Consider the following 22,312-nt stretch of genomic DNA (forward strand, 5'->3'; position numbering starts at 1 on the left):
AATAAGCAGCCAAATGCGTCAGCTAAATACGTCACTCCAGTGAAACAGTTCAGTGCATCCGGGCGCGGATGGCCAGCGCCAGATTATCCGCTGTTAATTGCTCCAGGGTGAGACAAGTCGCGCCCAGGGCTGTGGCGAGACTTGCGGCGCGGCCGAGTCGCAACATGCCCTGTTCGGTGTCGAGCACCAAAGCCGGTGTGCCGCGCGCGGCCAGTTGCTCTGCCAGCGCCAGCGTTTGCTGCCACGGATCGCCATCGGCTTGCAGCGCGACATTGGCCTTGCCGTCGCTGAGCAGCACCAGCAGCGGTGGTGCGCTATCGCGGGTGCGCCGCTGGAGCATCTCTAGCGCCAGTTGCAGCGCATGCGGCAGCGGCGTACGACCGCCGGTCGGCAAGCTGTGCAGACCTTGTTCGGCCAGATCGACGCTGCGGGTCGGCGCCAGCAACACGCCCGCCGTGGCACCGCCGAAAGAGATCACGGCGACTTCATCGCGTCGCTGATAGGCATCTGTCAGCAGCGCCAGCACCGCGCCCTTGACTGCTTCCATGCGACGCTGCGCGGCCATCGAACCGGAGGCATCCACTACGAACAGAATCAGATTGGCGCTGCCGGCCACCCGCACTTGTTGATGCAGATCGGCCGTCGTGACCTGGAATTGGCTGGCGTCGCGCAAAGCGGCGCTGCGCAAGGTGGCGGCGATGGCCAGACTGGTCGGAGCGGGATCTGGCACGCTGCGCAGGGTGCGGCCACGCGAGGTGGAATCGACTTCGCTGCGGCGACCAGCGGCAAAGGCGGCATCGGGCGCGGTGAGCGATTCGACGGAAATGGCGCGGGCTGCGCCGATTGCTGCGCCGACGAAAATTTGTTGCGGCGGGGCTGGGCGCTGGCTGATGTCCTGATCGTTGTGTTGATCGTTGTGTTGATCGTTGTGTTGATCGTTGCGCGGGTCATTATTTTGATCGTGGCCTGGGTCATTGCCTGGGTCATTGCCTGGGTCATTGCCTGGGTCATTGCTTTCGTCACTGCTACCGTCATTGCTTTGATCCTTGCCTTCTGCCTCGCCATTTGCGCCCGTCCTCTGATCGTTCTCCTTGCCCGGCGGCGCGGCGGCTTGCTGCATCAGTTCATCCAGCTTGTCCTGATCCAGCCCCGGCTGTTCAAACGGAGTACGACGACGACGATGCGGCAGCACCAGTTCGGCGGCGGCGCGCACGTCGCTGGCGGTGGCGCGGGAACGGCCGTCCAGCGCGGCCAGCGCACGCGCGGCCTTGTGCATGACGATGTCGGCGCGCAGGCTGGCGACTTCGAATTCGCAACACAGGTGGCTGATCAGTTCCAGCAACGTATCGTCCAGCACCACCAAGGGATGCAGGCGCTGGGCGTGTTGCAATTGCTCGCGCAGCACCGATTGCGCAGCGCACCAGCGTTGGGCGAACGCGGCCGGATCGGCTTCGTAGGCGATGCGGCGACGCACGACTTCGGCGCGTTGGGTTTTATCTCGCGGCGCGCCGACGTCCACCATCAGGCCGAAACGATCCAGCAACTGCGGCCGCAATTCGCCCTCTTCCTGATTCATGGTGCCGATCAGGGTGAAGCGCGCCGGATGGCTGACCGAAAGTCCTTCGCGCTGCACGACATTGACTCCCATGGCAGCGGCGTCCAGCAAGACATCGACCAGATGGTCGGCCAGCAAGTTGACTTCGTCGATATACAACATGCCGCGATGGGCGCTGGCCAGCAGGCCGGGCTGAAAACTGCGCGCTGCACCTTGCAGGGCGCGTTGCAAATCGAGCGTGCCGAGTACGCGATCTTCGGTTGCGCCCAGCGGCAGTGTGACGAAAGGTACGCTGACGTGTTGCACGCGCCGTGCCGGATCGGCGCAGGCAACGCATTGGGCGTAGGGTGCAGCCGGGTCGCAGTTGTAGGCGCAACCGACAATCCTTTGCAGCAGCGGCAGCAACACCGGCAAGGCGCGCGCGGCAGTGCTTTTGGCGCTGCCCTTGTCGCCGCGAATGAGGACGCCGCCCAGCGTGGGGTCGATGGCGCACAAGAGCAAGGCGGTTTTCAGTTGCGGCTGGCCGACGATGGCGGCGAAGGGGAACAGCGCTGTGCGGCTGTCGCTGCCGCTGTCGTTATCGTTGTTGGTAGGGATGTCGGGAGTCATGAGACGCTGCGCGGGGTTTCGCCACGCGCTTCCAGTAAGGTTTCGCTATCGAGATAAAGCTGGCGCAGCGCTTCCAGCGTGGCCGGGTCGGGCGCGGCCCACATGCCGCGACTGGCCGCTTCCAGCAAGCGTTCGGCAATCGCGTTTTGCGCCCAGGGGTTGGCGTCCTGCAAGAAGGCCTGCATCACTGGCTCGAAGGCATAGGTGCGGGCGACTTCTTCGTACATCCAGTCTTCCATGACTTGCGCGGTGGCGTCGTAGCCAAACAGGTAATCGACGGTGGCGGTCAGTTCCAGGCCGCCTTTGTAGCCATGTCGCTGGATGCCGGTCAGCCATTTCGGATTGACCACGCGGGAGCGGAAGACGCGCAAGGTTTCTTCTTTCAGGTCGCGCACCTGCGCCCGCGCCGGGTCGTGACTGTCGCCGAAATAATGGCGCGGCTGATTGCCGGTGAGTGCGCGGATGGTGGCAATCATGCCGCCGTGAAATTGCAGGTAATCATCGCTATCGAAAATGTCGTGTTCGCGGTTGTCCTGATTGTGCAGCGCGACTTCGACCCCGGACAGGCGCTGACGGAAGGCGGCGCGTTGATCGATGCCGTGGGTGTCGCGACCATAGGCGTAGCCGCCCCAGTTGACGTAGGCTTCGGCGAAATCGGTATCGGTGCTCCAGTTTTTTTCCTGAATCAGCGGCAGGATGCCGGCTCCGTAGCTGCCCGGTTTGGCACCGAACAGCCGCCAGCCGGCACGCTGCTGCGCTTCTTTGGCCGGCACGCCCTGCTCCAGCCATTTGTCGAGGTCTTCCAGATAATGCTTGCGCACGAAGTTCGATTCCGGCGGTTCGTCCAGCGCCAGCACGGCGTGGACGGCATCGTCGATCAGTTCGATCAATTGCGGGAAGGCGTCGCGGAAAAAGCCGCTGATGCGGGTGGTGACGTCGATGCGCGGTCGTTTGAGTTCAGCCAGCGGCACCACTTCGATGCCGGTCAGTTGCCGGTTTTCAGGACGCCAGAGCGGACGCACGCCGAGCAGCGCCAGAATTTGCGCAACGTCGTCGCCGTGAGTGCGCATGGCGCTGGTGCCCCAGACGCTGATGGCGACGCTTTCGGGATAGCGGCCGGTTTCGCGCAGATGTCGGGTGAGGACTTCGGTGGCCAGTTGGCGACCGACGCGCCACGCCGATTGCGACGGAACGCTGCGCGGATCGACCGAATAGAAATTGCGTCCGGTCGGCAGGATGTGCGCCATGCCGCGAGTCGGCGCGCCGCTCGGCCCGGCCGGGATGTAGCCGCCCGCAAGTCCGTTGAGCAGATTGTCGATTTCATCGGTGGCGCGCGCCAGATTGGGAACCAGTGTGGCGCAGGCGAAATGCAGCACGCGGCGCAGGGCGACGAAGCGGTCGGCGGCAGTGGCGGGGGTGGAGCTGCTTGCCGCTGTTGCCTGCGCTGTTGCCTGCGCTATAGCCCTCACTGTCGCTGCCGGGGGGGTGGATTTGATCGGTGCGGCAGGCATAGTCCGCTGCGTGGGTTTGCCCGTTGACGATAACAAACTCCCCAGACTACCACCGGCCCGTCGCGCCGCCGGTTGCAGCAAAGTCCGCGCGGCGCTGAGGTCGGTCGCGCCGAACAGTTGCACCAGCACCGTATCGATGGCCGTCGGTGCGTAGTCGGCCTCAGCCAGTTGTTGCATCAGCTTGCGGCACAACAGGTCGATGGCGTCCAGCGCATCGGCGCGGGTGACGATGGCGCACGCGCTCAGTTGCGCCAGTGCCGGATCGGCATTCAGACGGCGACCTTTCTGATCGAGCAGCATGGTGGTGTCGAGACCGAACAGGCGGGCGACTTCTTGTTGCAGGCCGGGGATGTCCTGATTCGGCAGACGCAGCAGCGACACCAGCATATCGACCAGTTGTTCCCCCTGCGGACTGCCGCCGAGGATGTGCAGGCCGTCGCGGATTTGCGCCGCGCCCAGTTCGCACAGATAGCCGTCCAGGTCTTCGATCAGATGGGCGACGCCGGCACCGTCCAGGGTGCTGAGGGCATCGGGCAAGCCTTCGTCGTGGGCGTGGTGGTCGTGGTCGTGATGATCGTGACCGTGGTGGTCGTGACCCTCGTGCGCGTGGGGATGGCCGCGATCGTGCGGGTGATCGTGCGGGTGATCGTGTCCATGATCGTGGCCTTCGCCATGCGCATGGTCGTGATGCAATAAGCGCGCCTGCAAGTCGCTGTCGAGATTGGTTTTCTTGACCAGATCCCAGATTTGCTGTTGCAGCAGCGGCAGTTTGCCGGGATCCAGCACTTCGACCTGATAGTACTCATCGACCAGTTGCGTCAGTTGCGCCAGTTCGCCGTAGGTATCGGCGGTGGTCATCGGTGGCGTCAGGTGATCGACCACGACAGCGTGGGCGCGGCGCTTGGCTTGCGCGCCTTCGCCGGGGTCGTTGATGATGAAGGGATAAAACAGGGGCATGTCGCCCATCAGCGCATCGGGGAAACAGTTTTCAGACAGGCCGACGCCTTTGCCGGGCAGCCATTCCAATGTGCCGTGTTTGCCGACGTGAACAATCGCGTCGGCGCGCCATTCGTCGCGCAGCCAGCGGTACAGCGCGTAGTAGTGATGGGTGGGCGGCAGATCGGGCTGGTGGTAGATGGCGTCGGGGTCCATGCCGTAGCCGCGCGGCGGTTGCAGCACGACCAGCGCGTTGCCGAGTTCCAGTCCGGCGAAGACCAGCTGGTCGTCATGCACATAGGCCGCGCCGGGGGCGGCGCCCCATTGCTGCGTCATGCGCGCTTGCATGGCCGGTGGTAAATCGGCCAGCCAGCCGGCGTATTGCGCGGCCGAGACATGGCCGACGGCGTTGTTCAGTTGCTCGGCGGTGAGGTAAATCTCGTCGTAGGAACAGCGGTCGATGAGCTGGTGAATCAGGGCGCTGCCGCTGTCCGGCAGTTTTCCCTGTGCGTCACCGACTTGATAGCCGGCCGCTTGCAGCGCTTCCAGGATGTGCATCAGCGAGGCTGGGGCATCAAGGCCGACCGCGTTGCCGATCTGCGAGGCTTTGCTGTTGGAATTGGTGAAGATGAAGGCGATCCGCTTGTCGCTGGCCGGGGTGCGGCGCAAGCGCGTCATTTTATGCGCCAGTCCGGCGACGCGGGCGGCGCGGTCGGGTACGGGTTGGTATTCGACGGCGCTGGCGGCGTTATCGGCCTGCGTTTTGAAGGAGATGGGGACGGTGATGATGCGGCCGTCGAATTCGGGCAGCACCACGTTCATGGCGGCGTCGAGCGGATTCATGCCGCGTGCCGATTGCTCCCAGGCGGCCTGCGTCATGCCGCTGGCGATGGCTTGCAGTACCGGCAGGTTGAGTTGTTCCAGCAAGGCGACCGACCAGCCGGGAGTAGTGGTACCGCCAGCGTTGATGTCGCCCATGGCGAAAGCAGTGGTGTTGATGAGGACGTCGATCAGCGGCTGTGATGCGTCGTCGCTGTCGAGGAAGTAGCGCAGCGCGGTCGGTACGCCGCTGTCGGCACCGTGGCGCAACGAGGAAGTAAATACCGGGAGGGCGTTCATGCCGCGCTGTTCCAGGGCGTCGATCAGGACGTCGATGAAGCGGGTGTTGCCGCTGATCCAGTGGGCGCGATAAAACACGATGCCGACGGCGGGACGCTGGCTTTTTCCTTGTTCGGCATGGGCGGCGCGCCAGTCGGCGCTGCTGGCGCCCTGCTCCAGATCGGGATGGTAAATGCCGTGATCCGGTAGAGGCTGCGCGGGCAGGTAGCCGAGGCCGCTCAGAAGCAGATGATCGGACAGGTAGCGCAGCAGTTGCGCCAGATTGACGCTGCCGCCTGCCTGAAAATACGCGGCGGCCTGATCGGCGACGGCGGCGGAGACGGTGGAGACCGCGGCCAGTTCGGGATCGGGTTCGCCGGTGCCGCTGATGGCGATCAGGTGACAGCCTTGCTGACGGACGTGACGCAGCAGTTCGCCGAAACCGGGAATGCTGCCCAGCCGACCCAGTACGCGCACGATGAGGATACGGGCGGTGGCGAGTTCGGTGCGCAGCAATTCGGCCATGCGGCTGTCGCTTTCCAGCGCTTGCAGGTCGATGCCGCGAATGGCGGCGGCGAATTCGACGGGCAACTGGCGGCGCGCATTGTGCAGTACGGCCAGGTCGTTGGCGGTGTGGGTCAGCAGGGCGAGGTCGCAGGGCATCAGCGCAGATTCAGGGGCAGTGGGCGTCATGCTAGTGGCTCCGGGGGAATGGACACATCCTGATCTTCCGGCGGATCGACGTCGCCGCTGCCGAGCCGGTGAAATACCAGATCGCTGACTTCGCGGCCGTGTTCCAGGTGTTCTTCGACGATGCGTTCCAGCGCCTCACCGTCGTGGCAGCGGTACCAGATTCCTTCGGGGTACACCACCAGCAGCGGTCCCTGATTTTTGCAGGCGACCATGCATTGCGTGCGGGTGCGTTTGACGCGCAACTGCGGGCGGGCGTCAATCGCGGCACCGAGTCGGGCGAACATGGCTTCCGAGTGAACGCCGTCTTCGGTGCAACGGGGGCCGGTACACATCAGGACGTGGCGGGTGTGAGTGCGCATGGGGATTTCTTCAGGCCGACCGGGTTGTATGGTCAGCGGTCAGGGGTAACAAATGAGGGCGAAGCGACGCGCCGCAGGCTGCTGGCAGGCGCGGCGACATCTGACTCGCCCTCCGCGAGACAAACTGCATGACTGTTTCAGGCCGGTATCCGGGCTTGCGAGGGGAATGGGGTCGCCCATTCCGGGAGGGTGCGCCTTCCCGGAGGTGGCTTGCGCCGAATCCAGTGGCTGGTTGCATCTCCCTGATTGCATTTCCATGCAACGCCGAGCGCTTGCGCCCTGCGTTTTCACTCGCTTACCGTTGCGGGGGCAGCATCGGCATGGTGGAACTAAGCACTCAGTTCCCTGCACCGATTTCCCGTTTAATTTCACGCCTTCTGGACGTGGAACACCTGAAACGATTAGCTGCGCAGTATAGCTGGTTCGTGACCAGGTCTGCTGTCTGCCGCCTGTCGTCGGTATAAGGATCGGGCAGGTAGGGCTAATTCAGCTCCAGCGTCGTCAATTCGCCATAGGCAATGCTGTGCGGTGTACTGGCAGCGTGCAGCGCGGTTTCCGGCAAGCTCAGTCCCAACTGACAGGCTGCCAGCAGGCGGATAGTGCCGGCATGGCACACGACGATCGTTTCGCCGTCGGCGCGCGTCAGTACATCGTCGTAGAACGCGCGTACCCGCGTCGCCATTTGCAGCACGCTTTCGCCGCCGCCGGGTTGGTAGCGCACCATATCCTGCGCCCAGGCGTCGACGGCGTCCTTGCCGATGACATCCCAGTGGCGCATTTCCCATGTCCCGAAATGCATTTCGAGGAGTCGCGCATCGGGGGTGGGAGTGGCGTTACCGAGTGCAGCCGCCAGCGGCAGAGCCAGTAGACGGCAACGCTGCAAGGGGCTGTAAAACATCGATGCCTTGGGCGGCAAACGTTGTATCAACGCGGCAATGAGCGTGGCGAGCGGTTCCGGCTTGAGCGGCAGGTCGCTGCTGCCATAGCAAATGCCGCTTTCCACTTGCGGCGGCGGGTGACGGATCAGATGGAGGCGTTGTCGCATGGCATCAAATAAGCGTTTTATGAAAGTCAAATAATGCCAAGAGGCTACTTTGTGGAACTTATCTTATTTTTACAAAGGTGAAATCCATGAACATCCAGCCCACAGCACCCTCGCCTCCGGTAAAGACTGAAAACAAGACGGTCAAAACAACGCTGTCCAACCTGATGAAATCGGCATTCCAGGTCAAGCACCCGGCCGCAATGGCTCCACTCAGTCAACAGTTTGTGCGGGCGGGCAATTCCACGGCCACCATGCATAAGGTCCGCCCCGGCGACATCGCCCATCCACGCAAATCGATTGAAGTGCGCTATACCAAGGACGTGAAGCAGCATCTGACCGGGGTGCGCATGCATCAGAGGACGAACTCAATCGGTGAAACCAGCTTCATCGAACAGCCCTTACCTTTACCGCGAATCACGCTCACCGATGTTTCACAATCCACGAGTGACCTCTTTACGGAAGCAGGGAACACGGCCAAGCTCCCTGCAAAACGAAACAAGCTGGATATCGACCCACGCTGACATCGCCGGAGCGCGCTGCCCCCGGCCTTAAAACCGGGGCTTCTTTTCTTAATAGTGAGGGAGATTAAGCAGCAGACAGAGATAGCAGGCCACCTCGGTCAGTTGCTGCACCGCCCCCAGACAATCGCCGGTGTAACCGCCAAGACGACGACGAAACAGCCGCATCAGCCACAGCGTCACACCGGCCACCGCGATACACATCAGCGCTATACGCGGCCATGACAACCCGCCTCCCACTCCTGCCAGCAGCAACGGCAACACGCCCCCCACGATAGCGACCATCCATGCAGCGGGAGGCATTTTCTGCACCATGCCATGCGCCTTGCCCTCTGTTCTGGCATAGGGCAATCGCGCCGTCAGCATCATGCTGGCCAGCCGGGATAAAGGATGCGCCACGAATAAACCGACGACGGCCTGTGGCAGAGGCAGCGACATCAGCGTGACGCACTTTAATGCCAATAACAGCAGCAAACCGAGCACGCCATAGGTGCCTAGCCGCGAATCGCGCATGATGTCCAGCGCCCGTTCGCGGCTCACGCTACCGCCCAGTCCGTCGCAGACATCCGCCCAGCCATCTTCATGCAGCGCGCCGGTCAGAACAATGCCGAGTGCGCTTGCCAGCAAAACCGCGACGACTGGCGGCCAGATGTGCAACAGCAAGGCATACGCCAATGCCGTTAAACCGCCTACCAGGATGCCGACTATCGGAAAATACGCCAGCGAAGGACTACGCCAGGCAGGATCGAAACCGACCCAGCGCGGAACAGGCAGACGGGTAAAGAATTGCAGCGCCGTAAAAAACAGCCTTAGCTGATACATGACGGTGGATGTCGCGATCTTGATCACTGCGCGGGACTATCGACCAGTTTTCCACTGACCTGCGCCGACGAAAACGTCGCCATTTGCGTCAGGAAGTTGACCGCCGAGTGCAGCAGCGGCATCGCCAGCGCGCAACCGCTGCCCTCGCCCAGCCGCAAGTCGAGATGCAACAGCGGCCGCGCGTGCAGATACTCCAGCAGGAGCCGGTGTCCCTGCTCTTGGGAGCAATGTGAAAACACGCAGTAATCGAGTATTGCCGGTTGCATCCTTGCCGCTACCAGCAAGGCGGCGGAGACGATGAAACCATCGATCAGCAACACCATGCGACGTTCGGCGGCGCGCAGCATGGCACCGACCATCATGGCGATTTCAAAACCGCCGTAGGTGGCCAGCACGGCCAGCGGTTCGGTCACTTCAGCGTGAAGTCGGTGCGCGGCCTCAATCGCCTGCTGTTTGCGCTGCACGCCGTCGGCATCCAGACCGGTGCCGGTGCCGACGCACTGAGCCGCTGCCAAGCCGGTCAGCACATGCATCAAGGCGGCGGCAGAGGTGGTATTGCCGATGCCCATTTCACCGAAACCGACGACATTGCCGTTCAGTTCATCGACCAGCGACGCACCATGTTGTAAAGCGAGCTCGCATTCGGCCGCACTCATGGCTGGTTCGCGCACAAAATTGCGTGTGCCGGGAGCGACTTTACGGTCGACTAAACCGGGGCGGGTGCCGAATTCATGATTGACGCCGGCGTCGATAATTTTCAGCGCGCAGCCGTTTTGTCGCGCAAATACATTAATTGCCGCGCCTCCCTGCAAAAAATTTTCCATCATTTGCCAGGTGACACTTTGCGGAAACGCGGAAATATTTTCCGCAGTGACACCATGATCGCCGGCAAATATCAGAATGACCGGTTCGATTAATTGTGGCGCGCAACTTTTCTGGATCAGACCGATGCGGGCGGCAAGCCCTTCCAGCAGCCCCAAACTGCCGCGTGGTTTGGTTTTATTGTCTATGGCGAGGTGCAGAGAAGTGGCCAGGGCGGCGTCTGCGGTCGGAACGATGGTGGGTGCGAACATTACCGGAAAGAACCTTATCAGGAAGTGAAAATAAATGCCCCGGCAGAAACTGAATACCTTCGAGCAAAACGCGCCATTGTACGAGCCGCCACGTTGAATCACAATGCGGGTGCAGATTCACCGCACTGTCCTAATTTAGACTGCTATGATACGGATCAAGGAAGGAAATGCGCCTTATAATTAATCAATTCCAAGCGTATTGAACGTAAGCACTGGGGGTGCTTACAAAAACAAAGATGAAAACGACGAGGGCGTAACTGCATAAAGATACTGTTTTAACAGATATGCGCTTTACATTGCTCATCGCAGTCATCTTATTCATCCGCGGCACCTGACGTAAAAACAGGCAAGAAAAAAAAGGAGCGCCGCTACAAGGCCGGCGCGCCGAAACTGAAATTATCAAAGCAAAGAGAGGCCAGATTATGAGTGATGCAGATGTTGATTTAGAGGCCTTGTTCGATGAAATTTCCTCGCAAGGCGCTGCAGAATCTGCCGCGACAAGCAACGCTCCAGACGCCGCAGCAGAAACCACCGCAGACCCCGTCCCGGAAGTTGCAGAACACACCGCCTCTGCCCACGACACTTCTGACGCGCCGCCAGATACAGGCGAAACCGAAGCTGGCGCCGACGCCGGCAACATGTTCGGGCGACTGGGCGGTATCGTTCGACTGCTGCATGACTCCATGCGCGAACTCGGCTATGACCGCTCACTGACAGATGCCGCCTCGCAGATAGGCGATGCGCAAAGCCGCCTCGAATACATTGCCACGCTGACCGAGCAAGCCGCCAACAAAGTACTCAACGCCATTGATGAAGGCATGCCTGCGCAAGACAAACTCGCTGCGCACGCCAAGGACATCGACACCCGTTGGAGTGAATTGTTTGCCGGCCAGATGGATATGGAACAGTTCAAAACTCTGGCTAACGACTCCCGCACTTTCTCCTCCGCTGTGACACTATCGACCGAACTTGAAAAAGCACGGATGATGGAAATCATGATGGCGCAGGACTTTCAGGACATCACCGGCCAGCTGATCAAGAAAATCGTCAACATCACCGTTCTGGTTGAACAGCAACTAGCCATGCTGTTGCGCGACAATGCACCGCCGTCCGTGATCGCCGCCATCGATGCAGACAAGCCGGAAACACTGGCAAATGGACCCTCCCTTGCCGGATCGGGCCTGGAACAAGACGATGTAGATAACTTACTTGACAGCCTGGGGTTCTGATGGATGATGACATGCTCAAGGATTTTGTTGTCGAAGCTCTGGAGCTGGCAACAAGCGTCGAGTCACATTTACTGACGCTGGAGCGCCAACCGGAAGACAAAGAAGTCATCAATGCCGTGTTCCGAGCGTTCCACACAATCAAGGGCGGCGCAGGCTTCGTCAATTTGCCTGCGATGGTTTCCGCATGTCATCTGACTGAAAACCTGTTTGATGCACTGCGCACCGGCAAAGCCAAAGTCACCCCGCTGGCCATCGAAGCCGCACTGCAAGCCAGCGGCTTTGTTGCCGATCAGCTGGAACAATTATCGAACGGTGAAAATCCGGCCAGCCTGGCTCCCATGCCACAAGAGCTGGAAGATATCCTGACCCACGCCATCGAAGGCGAATCCGAAGTCGCCCCGGTCAGCGCGCCAATGAGCGCACCGGCGGCAGCCACACCAGTCGCCAGCGAGCAGAACACCGATGCAGACGCAAGCTCCGACGAAGATCTCAGCGGCGTCAGTACCGTCGACGCCAATGGCGAACTCAACTGGGCAGCCATGCATCAGGCGGTGTCGGGTAAAGGCGGTTCGGCAGAAGCATCTGCCGACGCCGAAAGCAGCGAAGCGGCAGCAGTCAGTCTGCATCCGAAATCACTGCCCTCTGCAACACCGAAGCCCGTAGCAGATGCCGTTGCTGCGCCCGCTACTGCCGCACCGGATGCCGTTCGCGCGAACCGCCGCGCCAGTGACGGTCCGGCCAAGGAAGAAAGTATCCGCATCGACGCTGGCAAGCTCGACGCCTTGCTGGAAGTCGCCGGCGAATCGGTGCAGGCGGCCAATCAGGCCACCGTCCTGCTGGAAAAACTCCAGCAATTCAAGTTCGAAGGTTCCGCTGCGGCACTCATGAGCACCCTGGCAGAAACGCTCAGCCGCGCTTCACGCTACTCCAGCGAACTGCAAAGAGCCACGCTGTCGACACGCATGCAACCGGTCGGTCGTCTGTTTCAGAAATTCCCTCGCCTGATCCGCGAACTTGCAAAAGACTTGGGCAAAGACGTTGACCTGGCCATTTCCGGTGCCGAAACCGAAGTCGACCGCGTGGTCGTTGACAGTCTCTACGATCCGCTGGTGCACATGCTGCGCAACTCGCTCGATCACGGCATCGAAAGCGCAGCCGATCGCGCCAAGAGCGGCAAACCAGCACGCGCCACGATTTCCCTCAACGCCTGGCAGGAAGCCAGCAGCGTGATGATAGAAATTTTCGACGATGGCAAGGGCATGGACCCTGACTTTCTGCGGCAGAAAGCACGCAGCAAGGGCCTGATCGGTGAAAACGATGCCCAAAGCGTGAATGAAGCGCTGCAACTGGTGTTCCTGCCAGGGTTTTCGACTAAGGAAGTCGCCTCCAGCGTATCGGGCCGCGGCGTCGGCATGGACGTGGTCAAAACTGCCGTAGAAAAACACCGCGGCAGCATCCACATCGACTCCACCATGGGCGTAGGCACACGATTCTCAATCCGCCTGCCGATTGAACTGTCGATCATCCCCACCATGCTGGTCCGCACTTCGGCTGCCGCGCTCGCGCTGCCGATGTCGTCGGTCCAGCGTGTGGTCGAGTTGCCGGCTGAATTTGAAAAAGTCGGCGGTGCGCCAGTCATGCGCGATCAGGGTCGGCCATTGCCGGTGCATTCCCTGGCCGGTGTGCTCGGTTATGAACCCGGCAGTGAACGGGTCGGAATCGTCATGGCTGTGCCACAGCCCTACATCTTGAGTGTGGAAGCGGTAGAAGGAACAGCCGATCTGGTGATCAAGCCACTGACTGCCATCCGCACCAACGGCGTGACCGGCACTGCCCGTTCTGCCGAAGGCGAACTGGTACTGGTGGTGGGACTTTCCTTCCTGCTGGACGGTTGCCGTACAGGTCTGGCCAAAATAGCGGCCTGATAAGGAAGAGGCCGGCGCACGCTACCGGCCTCTCCCGTTCGCCTTCCCTGCTAATGCAAGTCTGCACAAGCAACTCACTTCAATTCCCTCTCAAACCGCAACACAATATTCGTCTACGCCTGCGCGCGCCGATAACGCTCGGCCAGGGCGTCGTACAAAGGCGGGGCAAACAGACGCGATATCTGGCTGGCAATGAGCGCCGTCGCCATCAATGAAATCACCAGCGCGTGGCCATCGATCATTTCCATCACGATGACGAAAGCGGTAATCGGCGATTGCGTCACCGCGGCCAGATAACCGACCATCGCCAGCGCAATCAGCAAAGGCAGCGAGATATCGCCGCTCAGCATGTGCAGTAAATTGCCCAGCCCCGCGCCAATCGACAGAGACGGGGCGAAAATCCCACCCGGAATACCCGGCAGATACGAGCCCACCATCGAAGCCATTTTGAGCAGCGGATACCAGCCCGACAATTGCGCTGTTCCGCTCAGCAAGCCATTCGCTTCGGCATAGCCGCTGCCGAAGGTAACGCCGCCGGCAATCACGCCGATCACCGCCACCAACAAACCGCACAGCGCTGCGAACACCACAGGCCGGTTGGCGCGCAGATGCCGCAGCGGCGCGGGAATCCAGCGGTGGGTATTGAGCAGCAACCAGCAAAAAATGCCGCCGGCGATACCGCTCACAACTCCTGCCGCCAGCACTGCAATGACGATGCTGCGGCTGATGTCGCCGCTCATCCGCAAGATGCCGAAATAGGTGTAGTTGCCATTCATGCCCAGCGCCACCACCCCGGCGAACACAATGGTGGTAATGACCACGCCGCTGGCGCGCTGCTCAAAGCTGCGTGACAGCTCCTCGATGGCAAAGACAATCCCGGCCAACGGTGTATTGAACGCCGCCGCCAGACCCGCTGCCGCCCCGGCCAGAATCAGGCGTTTTTCCATCATCACGCTGGGTCGGGGAAACCAGCGGCGCATGTAATACATCAACACCGCGCCGATCTGCACCGTCGGCCCTTCGCGTCCGATAGTCAGACCGCCAACCACGCCCAGCGTCGACAGCACAATCTTGCCCACCATCACCCGCAGTGACAGCAACTGCGGCGCACGCCCGGCCGTTTCGTCTTCCAGAACCGCGATCACTTGCGGGATGCCGCTGCCTTCCGCGCCAGGGAAAAAACGCCGCGTCAGATAGACCGCCAGCGCACTGAGCGTCGGCGTCAACAGCAAGGGCAACCAGAAATAGCTGCTCTGCATCCAGCGAAACAAGTGAAAACCGGCGTCAATCAAGCGCGCATACAGCACCGCGATCAGCCCGGTCACGATGGCCCCCACCCAAAGAATCCCGTAGTGCAACCAGAATCGTCGTATGTGTCGCAGATTTTTGTGGATTAGCCGGGAAAACAGTGCTGTCATCTTGATCGTTCATCCATTCTCAGGGTATGGACGGCGGGCAGGATGCGCCACCGCTTTGTTGCACTACAACTCGTAAAGGTCTTTCTCACCATCCATCACTTGCCCGATCAGTTTCCGGTTCAGCGTCGGCGCCATCAATTCGATGAAGGTATACACGTAGCTGCGCAGATACGCGCCCTGTTTGAGCGCCAGCCTTGAGACATTGGTGCCGAACAGATGACCGGCCGGCAGCGACCGCAAACCCTTGTCCCGTTCGGCATCGAAGGCCATGCCGGCAATAATCCCTATTCCCATGCCCAGTTCGACATAGGTCTTGATGACATCGGCATCGATCGCTTCCAGCACGATATCCGGCTTCAGATCGCGCAGCGCGAAGGCATGATCGATCCGGGTACGGCCGGCAAAAGCGGCGTCGTAAGTAATGAGCGGATAAGTCGCAATTTCTTCCAGCGACAGGTTTTTGGAGCGCAGCAAGGGATGGTCGGGCGGCGTCACGACCACATGCTCCCACTGATAACAAGGCAGCGAAATCAAGCCGTCCACCTCACCCAGCGATTCGGTGGCAATCGCCAGATCGGCCTGATCGTTACGTACCATCTCCATGATTTGCTTGGGATTGCCTTGCAGCAAGGACAGGCGCACCTTAGGAAATTTCTGGGTAAATGCCTGCACGACCTTGGGCAGGGAATAGCGCGCCTGGGTGTGCGTGGTGGCAATGGTCAGGCTACCGCTGTCGTGCGCGGCGAACTCCATGCCGATGCGCTTGAGGCCTTCGACTTCCAGCAAAATCGCTTCCACCGAATGCAACACCGCCCGCCCCGGCTCGGTCAGGCCGCGTATGCGTTTGCCGTGACGGGTGAAAATGTCCACGCCTAGCTCTTCTTCCAGTTCAATAATCGCCTTGGAAACACCAGGTTGCGAGGTGTACAGCGCTTTGGCGGCTTCGGTCAGGTTGAAATTTTGCCTGACAGCTTCCCTGACAAAGCGGAATTGATGGAGGTTCATCGAGGCACCCTTGAGAATGAAAAATGAGAGAACTCATTTGCATATATCAAATACGTATATAAGCAAATAAATACTCTGTAGTTTGGAATATAGACGAAGTTTATTACGATTCTGTCTATCTTGTTGGGAGTCTTATGACCGTTTCGTATGTAATTAGTGGATTTGCCGTCGGCTTATTGGTCGGATTGACCGGCGTAGGCGGCGGCTCACTGATGACGCCGCTGTTGACCTTGATGTTCGGCATCCACCCCAGTGTGGCCGTCGGGACCGACCTCGCCTTCGCTTCGCTGACCAAAACCGCCGGTACGATCGCACACCGCTCACGCGGCACGGTGCGCTGGGATATTGTGCGTCGACTATCGCTGGGGGCACTGCCGGCGGCCATCATCACGACGCTGCTGCTCAAGCATTTCGGCGCGGTGAGTCCGCAACTCAGCAGCATTATTCGCTATAGCATTGCCGGCTCGGTGATGCTGACCGTGATCGCTTTGCTATTCAAGAGTAAACTACAGGGCTGGCTGAACGCACATCCAGAACGGCATCTGCAAGGCCGGTCACTGGCGGGTGCCACGATCGCCTCCGGCGTCTTGCTTGGCACGCTGGTCACTATTTCTTCCATCGGCGCGGGTGCAGTGGGTGCAACTTTGCTGGTTGTCCTCTATCCTCGCCTGTCACCGGCTGAAATCGCCGGTACCGACATTGCCTATGCCGTACCCCTGACCGCCATCGCCGCATTCGGCCACTGGTGGCTGGGATCAATAGACTGGGCTTTGCTGGGTGCGCTGCTGTTGGGTTCCATCCCCGGCATCACGCTAGGCTCGCTGGCAGCCAAAGGCGTATCGGAAAAATTGCTGCGCGGTTTGTTAGCCGTCACGCTGACAACCGTGGCGCTGAAGCTGGTGTGGTAAGTTCATGCCCCTGTCAATGACAGCGGCATGAAAATCGTAGACGAATTTTATAAGGGAAGCTCTGATCAAGCACTGTGCAGTCGCTTAATCAGAGGCTCCCAATACCTTTTTAAAGGACACGAGAGATGTACCGCTACGATCAATACGATCATCAGATCGTCAAAGAACGCATTACCCAATACCGCGACCAGGTCCGCCGCCGCCTGAGCGACGAATTGGCAGAAGACGAATTCCGCATCCTGCGCCTGCAAAACGGCCTGTACATGCAGCGCCATGCCTACATGCTGCGCGTTGCTGTCCCCTATGGCTTGCTGGCAGCGCAACAGGTGCGCATGTTTGCCCATATCGCCCGCAAATATGACCGCGGCTATGGCCACTTCACTACCCGTCAAAATATCCAGTTCAACTGGATCAAGCTGGAAGAGTCGCCGGACATTCTGGCCGATCTGGCGACCGTCGAAATGCACGCCATCCAGACTTCCGGCAATTGCATCCGCAACACCACCTCGGACGAGCTGGCCGGTGTGGCGCAGGATGAAATCATCGATCCGCGTCCCTACGCCGAGCTGATCCGGGAATGGAGCACTTTCCATCCTGAATTTGCCTATCTGCCGCGCAAATTCAAGATCGCTATTACCGGTGCCGAACAAGATCGCGCCGCAACAGCCGTGCATGATGTCGGCCTGCATGTGATCCGTAATGCCGAAGGCGAAATCGGTTTCCGTGTGCTGGTCGGCGGCGGCATGGGTCGCACCCCGATTCTGGGCAGCGTCATCCGCGATTTCCTGCCGTGGCAGCACACCATGTCCTATCTGGAAGCAGTGCTGCGCGTCTATAACCAGTACGGTCGGCGCGACAACATTTACAAGGCCCGCATCAAAATTCTGGTCAAAGCGATTGGTCCCGAGGAATTCGCCCGTCAGGTCGAACTGGAATGGCAGTCGATCAAGGACGGCCCTTCCACCCTGACGGTCGAGGAACTGGAACGCGTCGCGCAGTTTTTCACTGCGCCCGCCTATGCCACGCTGCCCGCAGTCGATGCCGAATTCGAGCGTCTGAAAGCGGAAGAAAAAGGCTTTGCCAACTGGCTCAAGCGCAATGTCAAACCGCACAAAGTGCCCGGTTACGCCGCCGTCATCCTGTCGCTGAAGAAAACCGGCGTACCGCCGGGCGACATCACCGCCGACCAGATGGACTTCGTCGCCGATCTGTCGGATCGCTACAGCTTTTCCGAATTGCGCGTCACGCATGAGCAAAATCTGGTGCTGGCCGATGTCGAACAGTCGAAACTCCATGCCCTGTGGCTGGAAGCCAAGTCGCAAGGTCTGGCGACGCCGAATATCGGTCTGCTGACCGATATCATTTGCTGCCCCGGCGGCGATTTCTGCTCGCTGGCCAATGCCAAGTCGATTCCGATTGCGCAAGCGATTGCCGAAAAATTCGACAATATCGATTACCAGCATGACATCGGTGAAATCGAACTCAATATCTCGGGCTGTATCAACGCCTGCGGCCACCACCATGTCGGCAACATCGGCATTCTGGGCGTCGATAAGGATGGTGCCGAGTGGTATCAGGTCTCCATCGGCGGCGCGCAGGGCAATGAATCGAGCATAGGCAAAATCATCGGGCCTTCGTTCTCCGCGCATCAGATGCCAACCGTGGTCGATCGTCTGCTGCAGGTCTACGTCAAGCAACGCAACGGGGAAGAGTTGTTTATCGATACCGTGCGCCGCCTGGGTGTTGCCCCCTTCAAGGAGCATGTGTACGCCACACCGATCAAAACCAGCGCCACACGCGGAGAAGACAATGCCTAATAAAATCATCAAAGACCGGCTCGTCGTCAGCGATGACTGGACTGTTCTGCGCCTGAGCGAAGGCGAAACCGCCGCCGACATCGTCGTCCCCGAAGGCAAGGTCATCGTGCCGCTGACCGTCTGGCAGGCGCAAACCGAGAAACTGAAACTACGCCCGCAACTGGGCGTGTGGCTGGCCAGCAATGAGCGGCCGGAAGAGCTGGCGGATCAATTAGCCTCGTTTCAGGTCATTGCCGTGGACTTCCCCAAGTTCGTCGATGGCCGTGGCTATTCAAGCGCCTACAACCTGCGCGCGCGACTGGGTTACACCGGCGAACTGCGCGCCATTGGCGATGTGCTGCGCGACCAGTTGTTTTATCTGCAGCGGGTTGGCTTCAACGCCTTCGCGGTGCGGGCCGACAAGAATATCGACGATGCGCTCAAGGGCCTGACCGACTTCTCTGAAAAATACCAGACCTCCTGGGATGAGAAAAATCCCTTGTTCCGCCGTGGCCGCAGTGCTGCTGCGGCGGGTAATGCTGGCACTGCAGCGACTAAGGAGTAATCCAGCCATGACGACTGACCTCAACACCCTGATCGCCGAGACCCTGACGACCCTGCGCAAAATCGCCAGCGACTTCTCGCCGGCGGTGATGGCCTCCAGTCTGGCAGCCGAAGACATGGTGCTGACCGACATGATCCTGCGCGACGGTCTGCCTATCGGCATCTTTACGCTGGAAACCGGACGTCTGCATTCCGAGACCCTGGGCATGCTCGACCGTATTCGTGAAACTTACGCTTACGACGTCACGCCCTACCGCCCGGAACCGGCGGCAATCGACACGTTTGTGGCCGATCATGGCCTCAACGGTTTTTACGACAGCATCGACCTGCGCAAGGAATGCTGCCGTATCCGCAAGATGGAACCGCTGAACCGCGCTCTGGCTGGCAATGCCGCCTGGGTCACCGGTCAACGCCGTGCGCAATCGGTCACCCGTACTGCGCTCGATGTGCAGGAGCAGGATGCCGCGCACAACATGGTCAAGTTCAATCCGCTGGCCGACTGGTCGGAAGAACAGGTCTGGCAATATCTGCGCGAGCGTCAGGTGCCGTACAACCCGCTGCATGACAAGGGCTATCCCTCCATCGGTTGCGCGCCCTGCACCCGTGCGATCCAGCCCGGCGAAGACGTGCGCGCCGGTCGCTGGTGGTGGGAAAACCCCGACTCCAAGGAATGCGGCCTGCATGTGGTCGACGGCAAACTGGTGCGCATGAAGCCGGTTCAGGCCACGGTCACCGGCAGTTAAGCACTGCGCTTGGCGCGTACTTATCAGCACTTATCAGCACTTATCAGCACTTATTAGCACTTATTAGCACGATTTGATCTCGCTTCGCCCTTATTGATTATTCGCCGCCTATTCACTATCTATTCACCGCCGTTTTGCGCTGCTTTCTCCTTACAGAGCAAGCTCGCCCAACCGCAGACCTCCACAGGACTACCGAATGAACACCGCCGTACAGAACTCCCTCCCTGAGCGCGCCAGCAACCGCCATCTGGACTGGCTGGAATCCGAAGCCATCCACATCATGCGTGAAGTCGCCGCCGAATGCGGCAATCCGGCCCTGCTGTTTTCCGGCGGCAAAGATTCCGTCGTGCTGCTGCGTCTGGCCGAAAAAGCCTTCCGTCCGGGCAAATTCCCGTTTCCACTGGTGCATATCGATACCGGCCATAATTTTGCCGAAGTCATCACCTTCCGCGACCAGCGCGCGGCTGAACTGGGCGAAAGACTGATCGTCGGTTCGGTGGAAGACTCCATCGCCCGCGGCACGGTGCGGCTGCGCAATCCCCTGACCGATTCCCGCAACGCGGCGCAAGCCGTGACGCTGCTGGAAACGATTGCCCAATACAAATTCGACGCCTGCATAGGCGGCGCTCGTCGCGATGAAGAAAAAGCACGCGCCAAGGAACGTATTTTTTCTTTCCGCGATGAATTCGGTCAGTGGAACCCGAAGGCGCAACGGCCTGAGCTGTGGGATTTGTATAACACCCGCGTCCATCCCGGCGAAAACATGCGCGTATTCCCGATTTCCAACTGGACTGAGCTGGACGTCTGGCAGTACATCGAGCGCGAACAGCTGGCTTTGCCGCCGATTTATTTCGCCCATCAGCGCCAGGTGATCCCGCGCAACGGCCTGCTGGTGCCGCTGACCGATCTGACCCCTGCCCTCGAAGGCGAAAAGGTGGAAACGATGTCGGTGCGCTTCCGTACGGTCGGTGATATTTCCTGCACCTGCCCGGTAGCATCCGACGCCAGCGATCTGGCCGCGATCATCGCCGAAACGGCCGTAACGCAAATTACCGAACGCGGCGCGACCCGGATGGATGATCAAACCTCCGAAGCCTCGATGGAAAAACGTAAAAAAGAAGGATATTTCTGATGACCGCCGCACTGAGCACCGCACCGACCACCCACCGCGCCGACACGGCTGACCACGACTCGCAGGAACGCGGCATGCTGCGCTTCATTACGGCCGGTTCGGTGGACGATGGCAAAAGCACGCTGATCGGCCGCCTGCTGTTCGACAGCAAGGGCATTTTCGCCGACCAGCTCGACGCCATGTCACGCGCCAAACACAAGCGCACCGTGGGCGATACCATCGACCTGTCGCTGCTGACCGATGGACTGGAAGCCGAGCGCGAACAAGGCATCACCATCGACGTCGCCTACCGCTACTTCGCCACGCCGAAACGCAAGTTCATCATTGCCGATACGCCGGGCCATGAGCAGTACACCCGCAACATGGTCACTGGCGCATCGACGGCCGATGCGGTCATCATTCTGATCGATGTGTCCAAGGTCAAGCTGGGCGATGACGGCAGCGTTGAGTTGCTGACGCAAACCAAGCGCCATTCGATCATCGCGCATCTGCTGCAAATCGAGCATGTGGTGGTAGCAGTCAACAAGATGGATCTGGTCAACTACGACCAATCGGTATACGACCGCATCGTTGCTGCCTACGGCGAGTTTGCCGCCCAGCTCGGATTGAAGGACGTGCATCCGCTGCCGCTGTCCGCACTGGCGGGCGACAACGTGGTTGTGGCCGGCGACCGCATGCCGTGGTATCAGGGCCCGACGCTGATCGAGCTGCTGGAATCGCTCAAGGTCTACGACAATGCGCATACCGCGCCGCTGCGCTTTCCGGTGCAACTGGTGGCGCGTCACAACGGTCACGCGGCGGAAGATTTCCGCGGCTACATGGGTCGCATCGAAGCAGGCCGTGTCAGCAAGGGCGACAAACTGGTGGTGCAACCGGGTGGCCAGAGCGCAACGGTCAAAGATATCCGGGTGATCGACACCTCGCTGGAATCGGCCGGTGCCGGGCAATCGGTGACCTTGCTGCTGGAAGAGTATCTCGATATTTCTCGCGGCGACATGCTGGCATCTGCCTCGCAGCCGCCGACGCTGCTGAAAACGCTGAAGGCCGATCTGTGCTGGCTGTCGGAAGATGCGCTCGATCTGCGCCGCAAATACTGGCTCAAGCACACCACGCGCCAGGTCACTGCACGCATGAGCAGCATTGAAAGCCTGCTCGACATCAATACTCAGGAGCGCCGTCCTTCGGCGCTGCCCTTGCAGCTCAATGACATTGCCCGTGTCACGCTGAACCTGCAACAACCGGTCGCTGCCGATAGCTACGATGACAGCCGGACTACAGGTTCTTTCATTCTGATCGATGAAGTGACGCACCAGACGGTGGCGGCCGGTATGATACGGCTGGATTAATACGGCTGGATTAAGACTCACCCACAA

Annotated in this window: 17 protein-coding genes and 1 riboswitch; of the genes, 9 read left to right on the forward strand and 8 right to left on the reverse strand. The window is 60.1% G+C overall.

Annotated elements, in window-relative coordinates; translation table 11 throughout:
• Positions 1-49 precede the first annotated feature (49 nt).
• The 4 genes from RGU70_RS14625 to RGU70_RS14640 all read right to left on the reverse strand — a co-directional run bounded on the left by RGU70_RS14625 (position 50) and on the right by RGU70_RS14640 (position 7,806).
• Positions 50-2,164: a putative cobaltochelatase gene (locus RGU70_RS14625; protein ID WP_322210127.1), complete on the reverse strand. Its 2,115-nt coding sequence runs from the start codon at positions 2,162-2,164 to the stop codon at positions 50-52.
• Positions 2,161-6,402 carry a cobaltochelatase subunit CobN gene (locus RGU70_RS14630; RefSeq protein WP_322210128.1) on the reverse strand — a complete coding sequence of 1,414 codons (4,242 nt, stop codon included), beginning with the start codon at positions 6,400-6,402 and terminating at the stop codon, positions 2,161-2,163. Before RGU70_RS14630 ends, RGU70_RS14625 begins: the two co-directional genes overlap by 4 nt.
• Positions 6,399-6,761, reverse strand: a complete 363-nt coding sequence (locus RGU70_RS14635) for a ferredoxin (RefSeq protein WP_322210129.1) — start codon at positions 6,759-6,761, stop codon at positions 6,399-6,401. Before RGU70_RS14635 ends, RGU70_RS14630 begins: the two co-directional genes overlap by 4 nt.
• 122 nt (positions 6,762-6,883) lie before the next feature.
• Positions 6,884-7,172, reverse strand: a riboswitch (cobalamin riboswitch).
• A gap of 70 nt (positions 7,173-7,242) precedes the next feature.
• A complete protein-coding gene (locus RGU70_RS14640) occupies positions 7,243-7,806 on the reverse strand; it encodes a histidine phosphatase family protein (protein ID WP_322210130.1) in 564 nt (187 codons plus the stop codon).
• Positions 7,807-7,892: 86 nt separating this feature from the next.
• On the opposite strand from RGU70_RS14640, the gene RGU70_RS14645 reads away from it, so the two are divergent.
• Positions 7,893-8,327, forward strand: coding sequence for a hypothetical protein (locus RGU70_RS14645; RefSeq protein ID WP_322210131.1), 435 nt, complete (start codon positions 7,893-7,895; stop codon positions 8,325-8,327).
• A 48-nt stretch (positions 8,328-8,375) separates the two neighbouring features.
• Here RGU70_RS14645 and cobS read toward each other — a convergent pair whose 3' ends face one another.
• Both cobS and cobT read right to left on the reverse strand, forming a co-directional pair.
• The gene (cobS, locus tag RGU70_RS14650; RefSeq protein WP_322210132.1) at positions 8,376-9,173 is read right to left on the reverse strand and encodes an adenosylcobinamide-GDP ribazoletransferase; all 798 of its coding nucleotides are present in this window, start codon (positions 9,171-9,173) and stop codon (positions 8,376-8,378) included.
• Positions 9,170-10,219 carry a nicotinate-nucleotide--dimethylbenzimidazole phosphoribosyltransferase gene (cobT, locus tag RGU70_RS14655; RefSeq protein ID WP_322210133.1) on the reverse strand — a complete coding sequence of 350 codons (1,050 nt, stop codon included), beginning with the start codon at positions 10,217-10,219 and terminating at the stop codon, positions 9,170-9,172. The genes cobS and cobT overlap by 4 nt, the downstream gene beginning before the upstream one ends.
• A 422-nt stretch (positions 10,220-10,641) precedes the next feature.
• Here cobT and RGU70_RS14660 point away from each other — a divergent pair, with 422 nt between their 5' ends.
• Both RGU70_RS14660 and RGU70_RS14665 read left to right on the forward strand, forming a co-directional pair.
• Positions 10,642-11,448 (forward strand): protein phosphatase CheZ, encoded by an 807-nt coding sequence (locus tag RGU70_RS14660; RefSeq protein ID WP_322210134.1) that lies wholly within the window; start codon positions 10,642-10,644, stop codon positions 11,446-11,448.
• Positions 11,448-13,373: a chemotaxis protein CheA gene (locus tag RGU70_RS14665; protein ID WP_322210135.1), complete on the forward strand. Its 1,926-nt coding sequence runs from the start codon at positions 11,448-11,450 to the stop codon at positions 13,371-13,373. Before RGU70_RS14660 ends, RGU70_RS14665 begins: the two co-directional genes overlap by 1 nt.
• A 113-nt stretch (positions 13,374-13,486) precedes the next feature.
• On the opposite strand, the gene RGU70_RS14670 is transcribed toward RGU70_RS14665, so the two are convergent.
• Together RGU70_RS14670 and RGU70_RS14675 are read right to left on the reverse strand one after the other, a co-directional pair.
• Positions 13,487-14,791: a chloride channel protein gene (locus RGU70_RS14670; protein WP_322210136.1), complete on the reverse strand. Its 1,305-nt coding sequence runs from the start codon at positions 14,789-14,791 to the stop codon at positions 13,487-13,489.
• A gap of 63 nt (positions 14,792-14,854) precedes the next feature.
• Positions 14,855-15,796, reverse strand: a complete 942-nt coding sequence (locus RGU70_RS14675; RefSeq protein ID WP_322210137.1) for a CysB family HTH-type transcriptional regulator — start codon at positions 15,794-15,796, stop codon at positions 14,855-14,857.
• Between the two features lie 134 nt (positions 15,797-15,930).
• Here RGU70_RS14675 and RGU70_RS14680 point away from each other — a divergent pair, with 134 nt between their 5' ends.
• The 6 genes from RGU70_RS14680 to RGU70_RS14705 all read left to right on the forward strand — a co-directional run bounded on the left by RGU70_RS14680 (position 15,931) and on the right by RGU70_RS14705 (position 22,285).
• On the forward strand, positions 15,931-16,704 hold the full coding sequence (locus tag RGU70_RS14680; RefSeq protein ID WP_322210138.1) for a sulfite exporter TauE/SafE family protein: 774 nt from the start codon (positions 15,931-15,933) through the stop codon (positions 16,702-16,704).
• 125 nt (positions 16,705-16,829) lie between these two features.
• Positions 16,830-18,521, forward strand: a complete 1,692-nt coding sequence (locus RGU70_RS14685; RefSeq protein WP_322210139.1) for a nitrite/sulfite reductase — start codon at positions 16,830-16,832, stop codon at positions 18,519-18,521.
• Positions 18,514-19,065 carry a DUF934 domain-containing protein gene (locus RGU70_RS14690; protein ID WP_322210140.1) on the forward strand — a complete coding sequence of 184 codons (552 nt, stop codon included), beginning with the start codon at positions 18,514-18,516 and terminating at the stop codon, positions 19,063-19,065. The genes RGU70_RS14685 and RGU70_RS14690 overlap by 8 nt, the downstream gene beginning before the upstream one ends.
• A gap of 7 nt (positions 19,066-19,072) precedes the next feature.
• Complete coding sequence (locus RGU70_RS14695) at positions 19,073-19,807, forward strand: phosphoadenylyl-sulfate reductase (protein ID WP_322210141.1); 735 nt, start codon at positions 19,073-19,075, stop codon at positions 19,805-19,807.
• 196 nt (positions 19,808-20,003) lie between these two features.
• Positions 20,004-20,939 carry a sulfate adenylyltransferase subunit CysD gene (gene cysD, locus RGU70_RS14700; protein ID WP_322210142.1) on the forward strand — a complete coding sequence of 312 codons (936 nt, stop codon included), beginning with the start codon at positions 20,004-20,006 and terminating at the stop codon, positions 20,937-20,939.
• Entirely contained in the window at positions 20,939-22,285 is a 1,347-nt protein-coding gene (locus tag RGU70_RS14705; RefSeq protein WP_416186527.1) for a sulfate adenylyltransferase subunit 1, read from the forward strand. Before cysD ends, RGU70_RS14705 begins: the two co-directional genes overlap by 1 nt.
• Positions 22,286-22,312: the final 27 nt, after the last annotated feature.

Source organism: Herbaspirillum sp. RTI4 (genome assembly GCF_034313965.1).
Taxonomy (GTDB): domain Bacteria; phylum Pseudomonadota; class Gammaproteobacteria; order Burkholderiales; family Burkholderiaceae_D; genus Herbaspirillum.

Excerpts from the sequence above, each read along its gene's own strand:
- RGU70_RS14625 (WP_322210127.1), bottom strand. The coding sequence starts at position 2,164 with ATGACTCCCGACATCCCTACCAACAACGATAACGACAGCGGCAGCGAC.
- cobT (WP_322210133.1), bottom strand. The coding sequence starts at position 10,219 with ATGTTCGCACCCACCATCGTTCCGACCGCAGACGCCGCCCTGGCCACT.
- RGU70_RS14705 (WP_416186527.1), top strand. The coding sequence starts at position 20,939 with ATGACCGCCGCACTGAGCACCGCACCGACCACCCACCGCGCCGACACG.
- RGU70_RS14665 (WP_322210135.1), top strand. The coding sequence starts at position 11,448 with ATGGATGATGACATGCTCAAGGATTTTGTTGTCGAAGCTCTGGAGCTG.
- RGU70_RS14640 (WP_322210130.1), bottom strand. The coding sequence starts at position 7,806 with ATGCGACAACGCCTCCATCTGATCCGTCACCCGCCGCCGCAAGTGGAA.
- RGU70_RS14675 (WP_322210137.1), bottom strand. The coding sequence starts at position 15,796 with ATGAACCTCCATCAATTCCGCTTTGTCAGGGAAGCTGTCAGGCAAAAT.
- cysD (WP_322210142.1), top strand. The coding sequence starts at position 20,004 with ATGAACACCGCCGTACAGAACTCCCTCCCTGAGCGCGCCAGCAACCGC.
- RGU70_RS14685 (WP_322210139.1), top strand. The coding sequence starts at position 16,830 with ATGTACCGCTACGATCAATACGATCATCAGATCGTCAAAGAACGCATT.
- RGU70_RS14660 (WP_322210134.1), top strand. The coding sequence starts at position 10,642 with ATGAGTGATGCAGATGTTGATTTAGAGGCCTTGTTCGATGAAATTTCC.
- RGU70_RS14690 (WP_322210140.1), top strand. The coding sequence starts at position 18,514 with ATGCCTAATAAAATCATCAAAGACCGGCTCGTCGTCAGCGATGACTGG.
- RGU70_RS14645 (WP_322210131.1), top strand. The coding sequence starts at position 7,893 with ATGAACATCCAGCCCACAGCACCCTCGCCTCCGGTAAAGACTGAAAAC.
- RGU70_RS14635 (WP_322210129.1), bottom strand. The coding sequence starts at position 6,761 with ATGCGCACTCACACCCGCCACGTCCTGATGTGTACCGGCCCCCGTTGC.
- RGU70_RS14680 (WP_322210138.1), top strand. The coding sequence starts at position 15,931 with ATGACCGTTTCGTATGTAATTAGTGGATTTGCCGTCGGCTTATTGGTC.
- RGU70_RS14670 (WP_322210136.1), bottom strand. The coding sequence starts at position 14,791 with ATGACAGCACTGTTTTCCCGGCTAATCCACAAAAATCTGCGACACATA.
- RGU70_RS14695 (WP_322210141.1), top strand. The coding sequence starts at position 19,073 with ATGACGACTGACCTCAACACCCTGATCGCCGAGACCCTGACGACCCTG.
- RGU70_RS14630 (WP_322210128.1), bottom strand. The coding sequence starts at position 6,402 with ATGACGCCCACTGCCCCTGAATCTGCGCTGATGCCCTGCGACCTCGCC.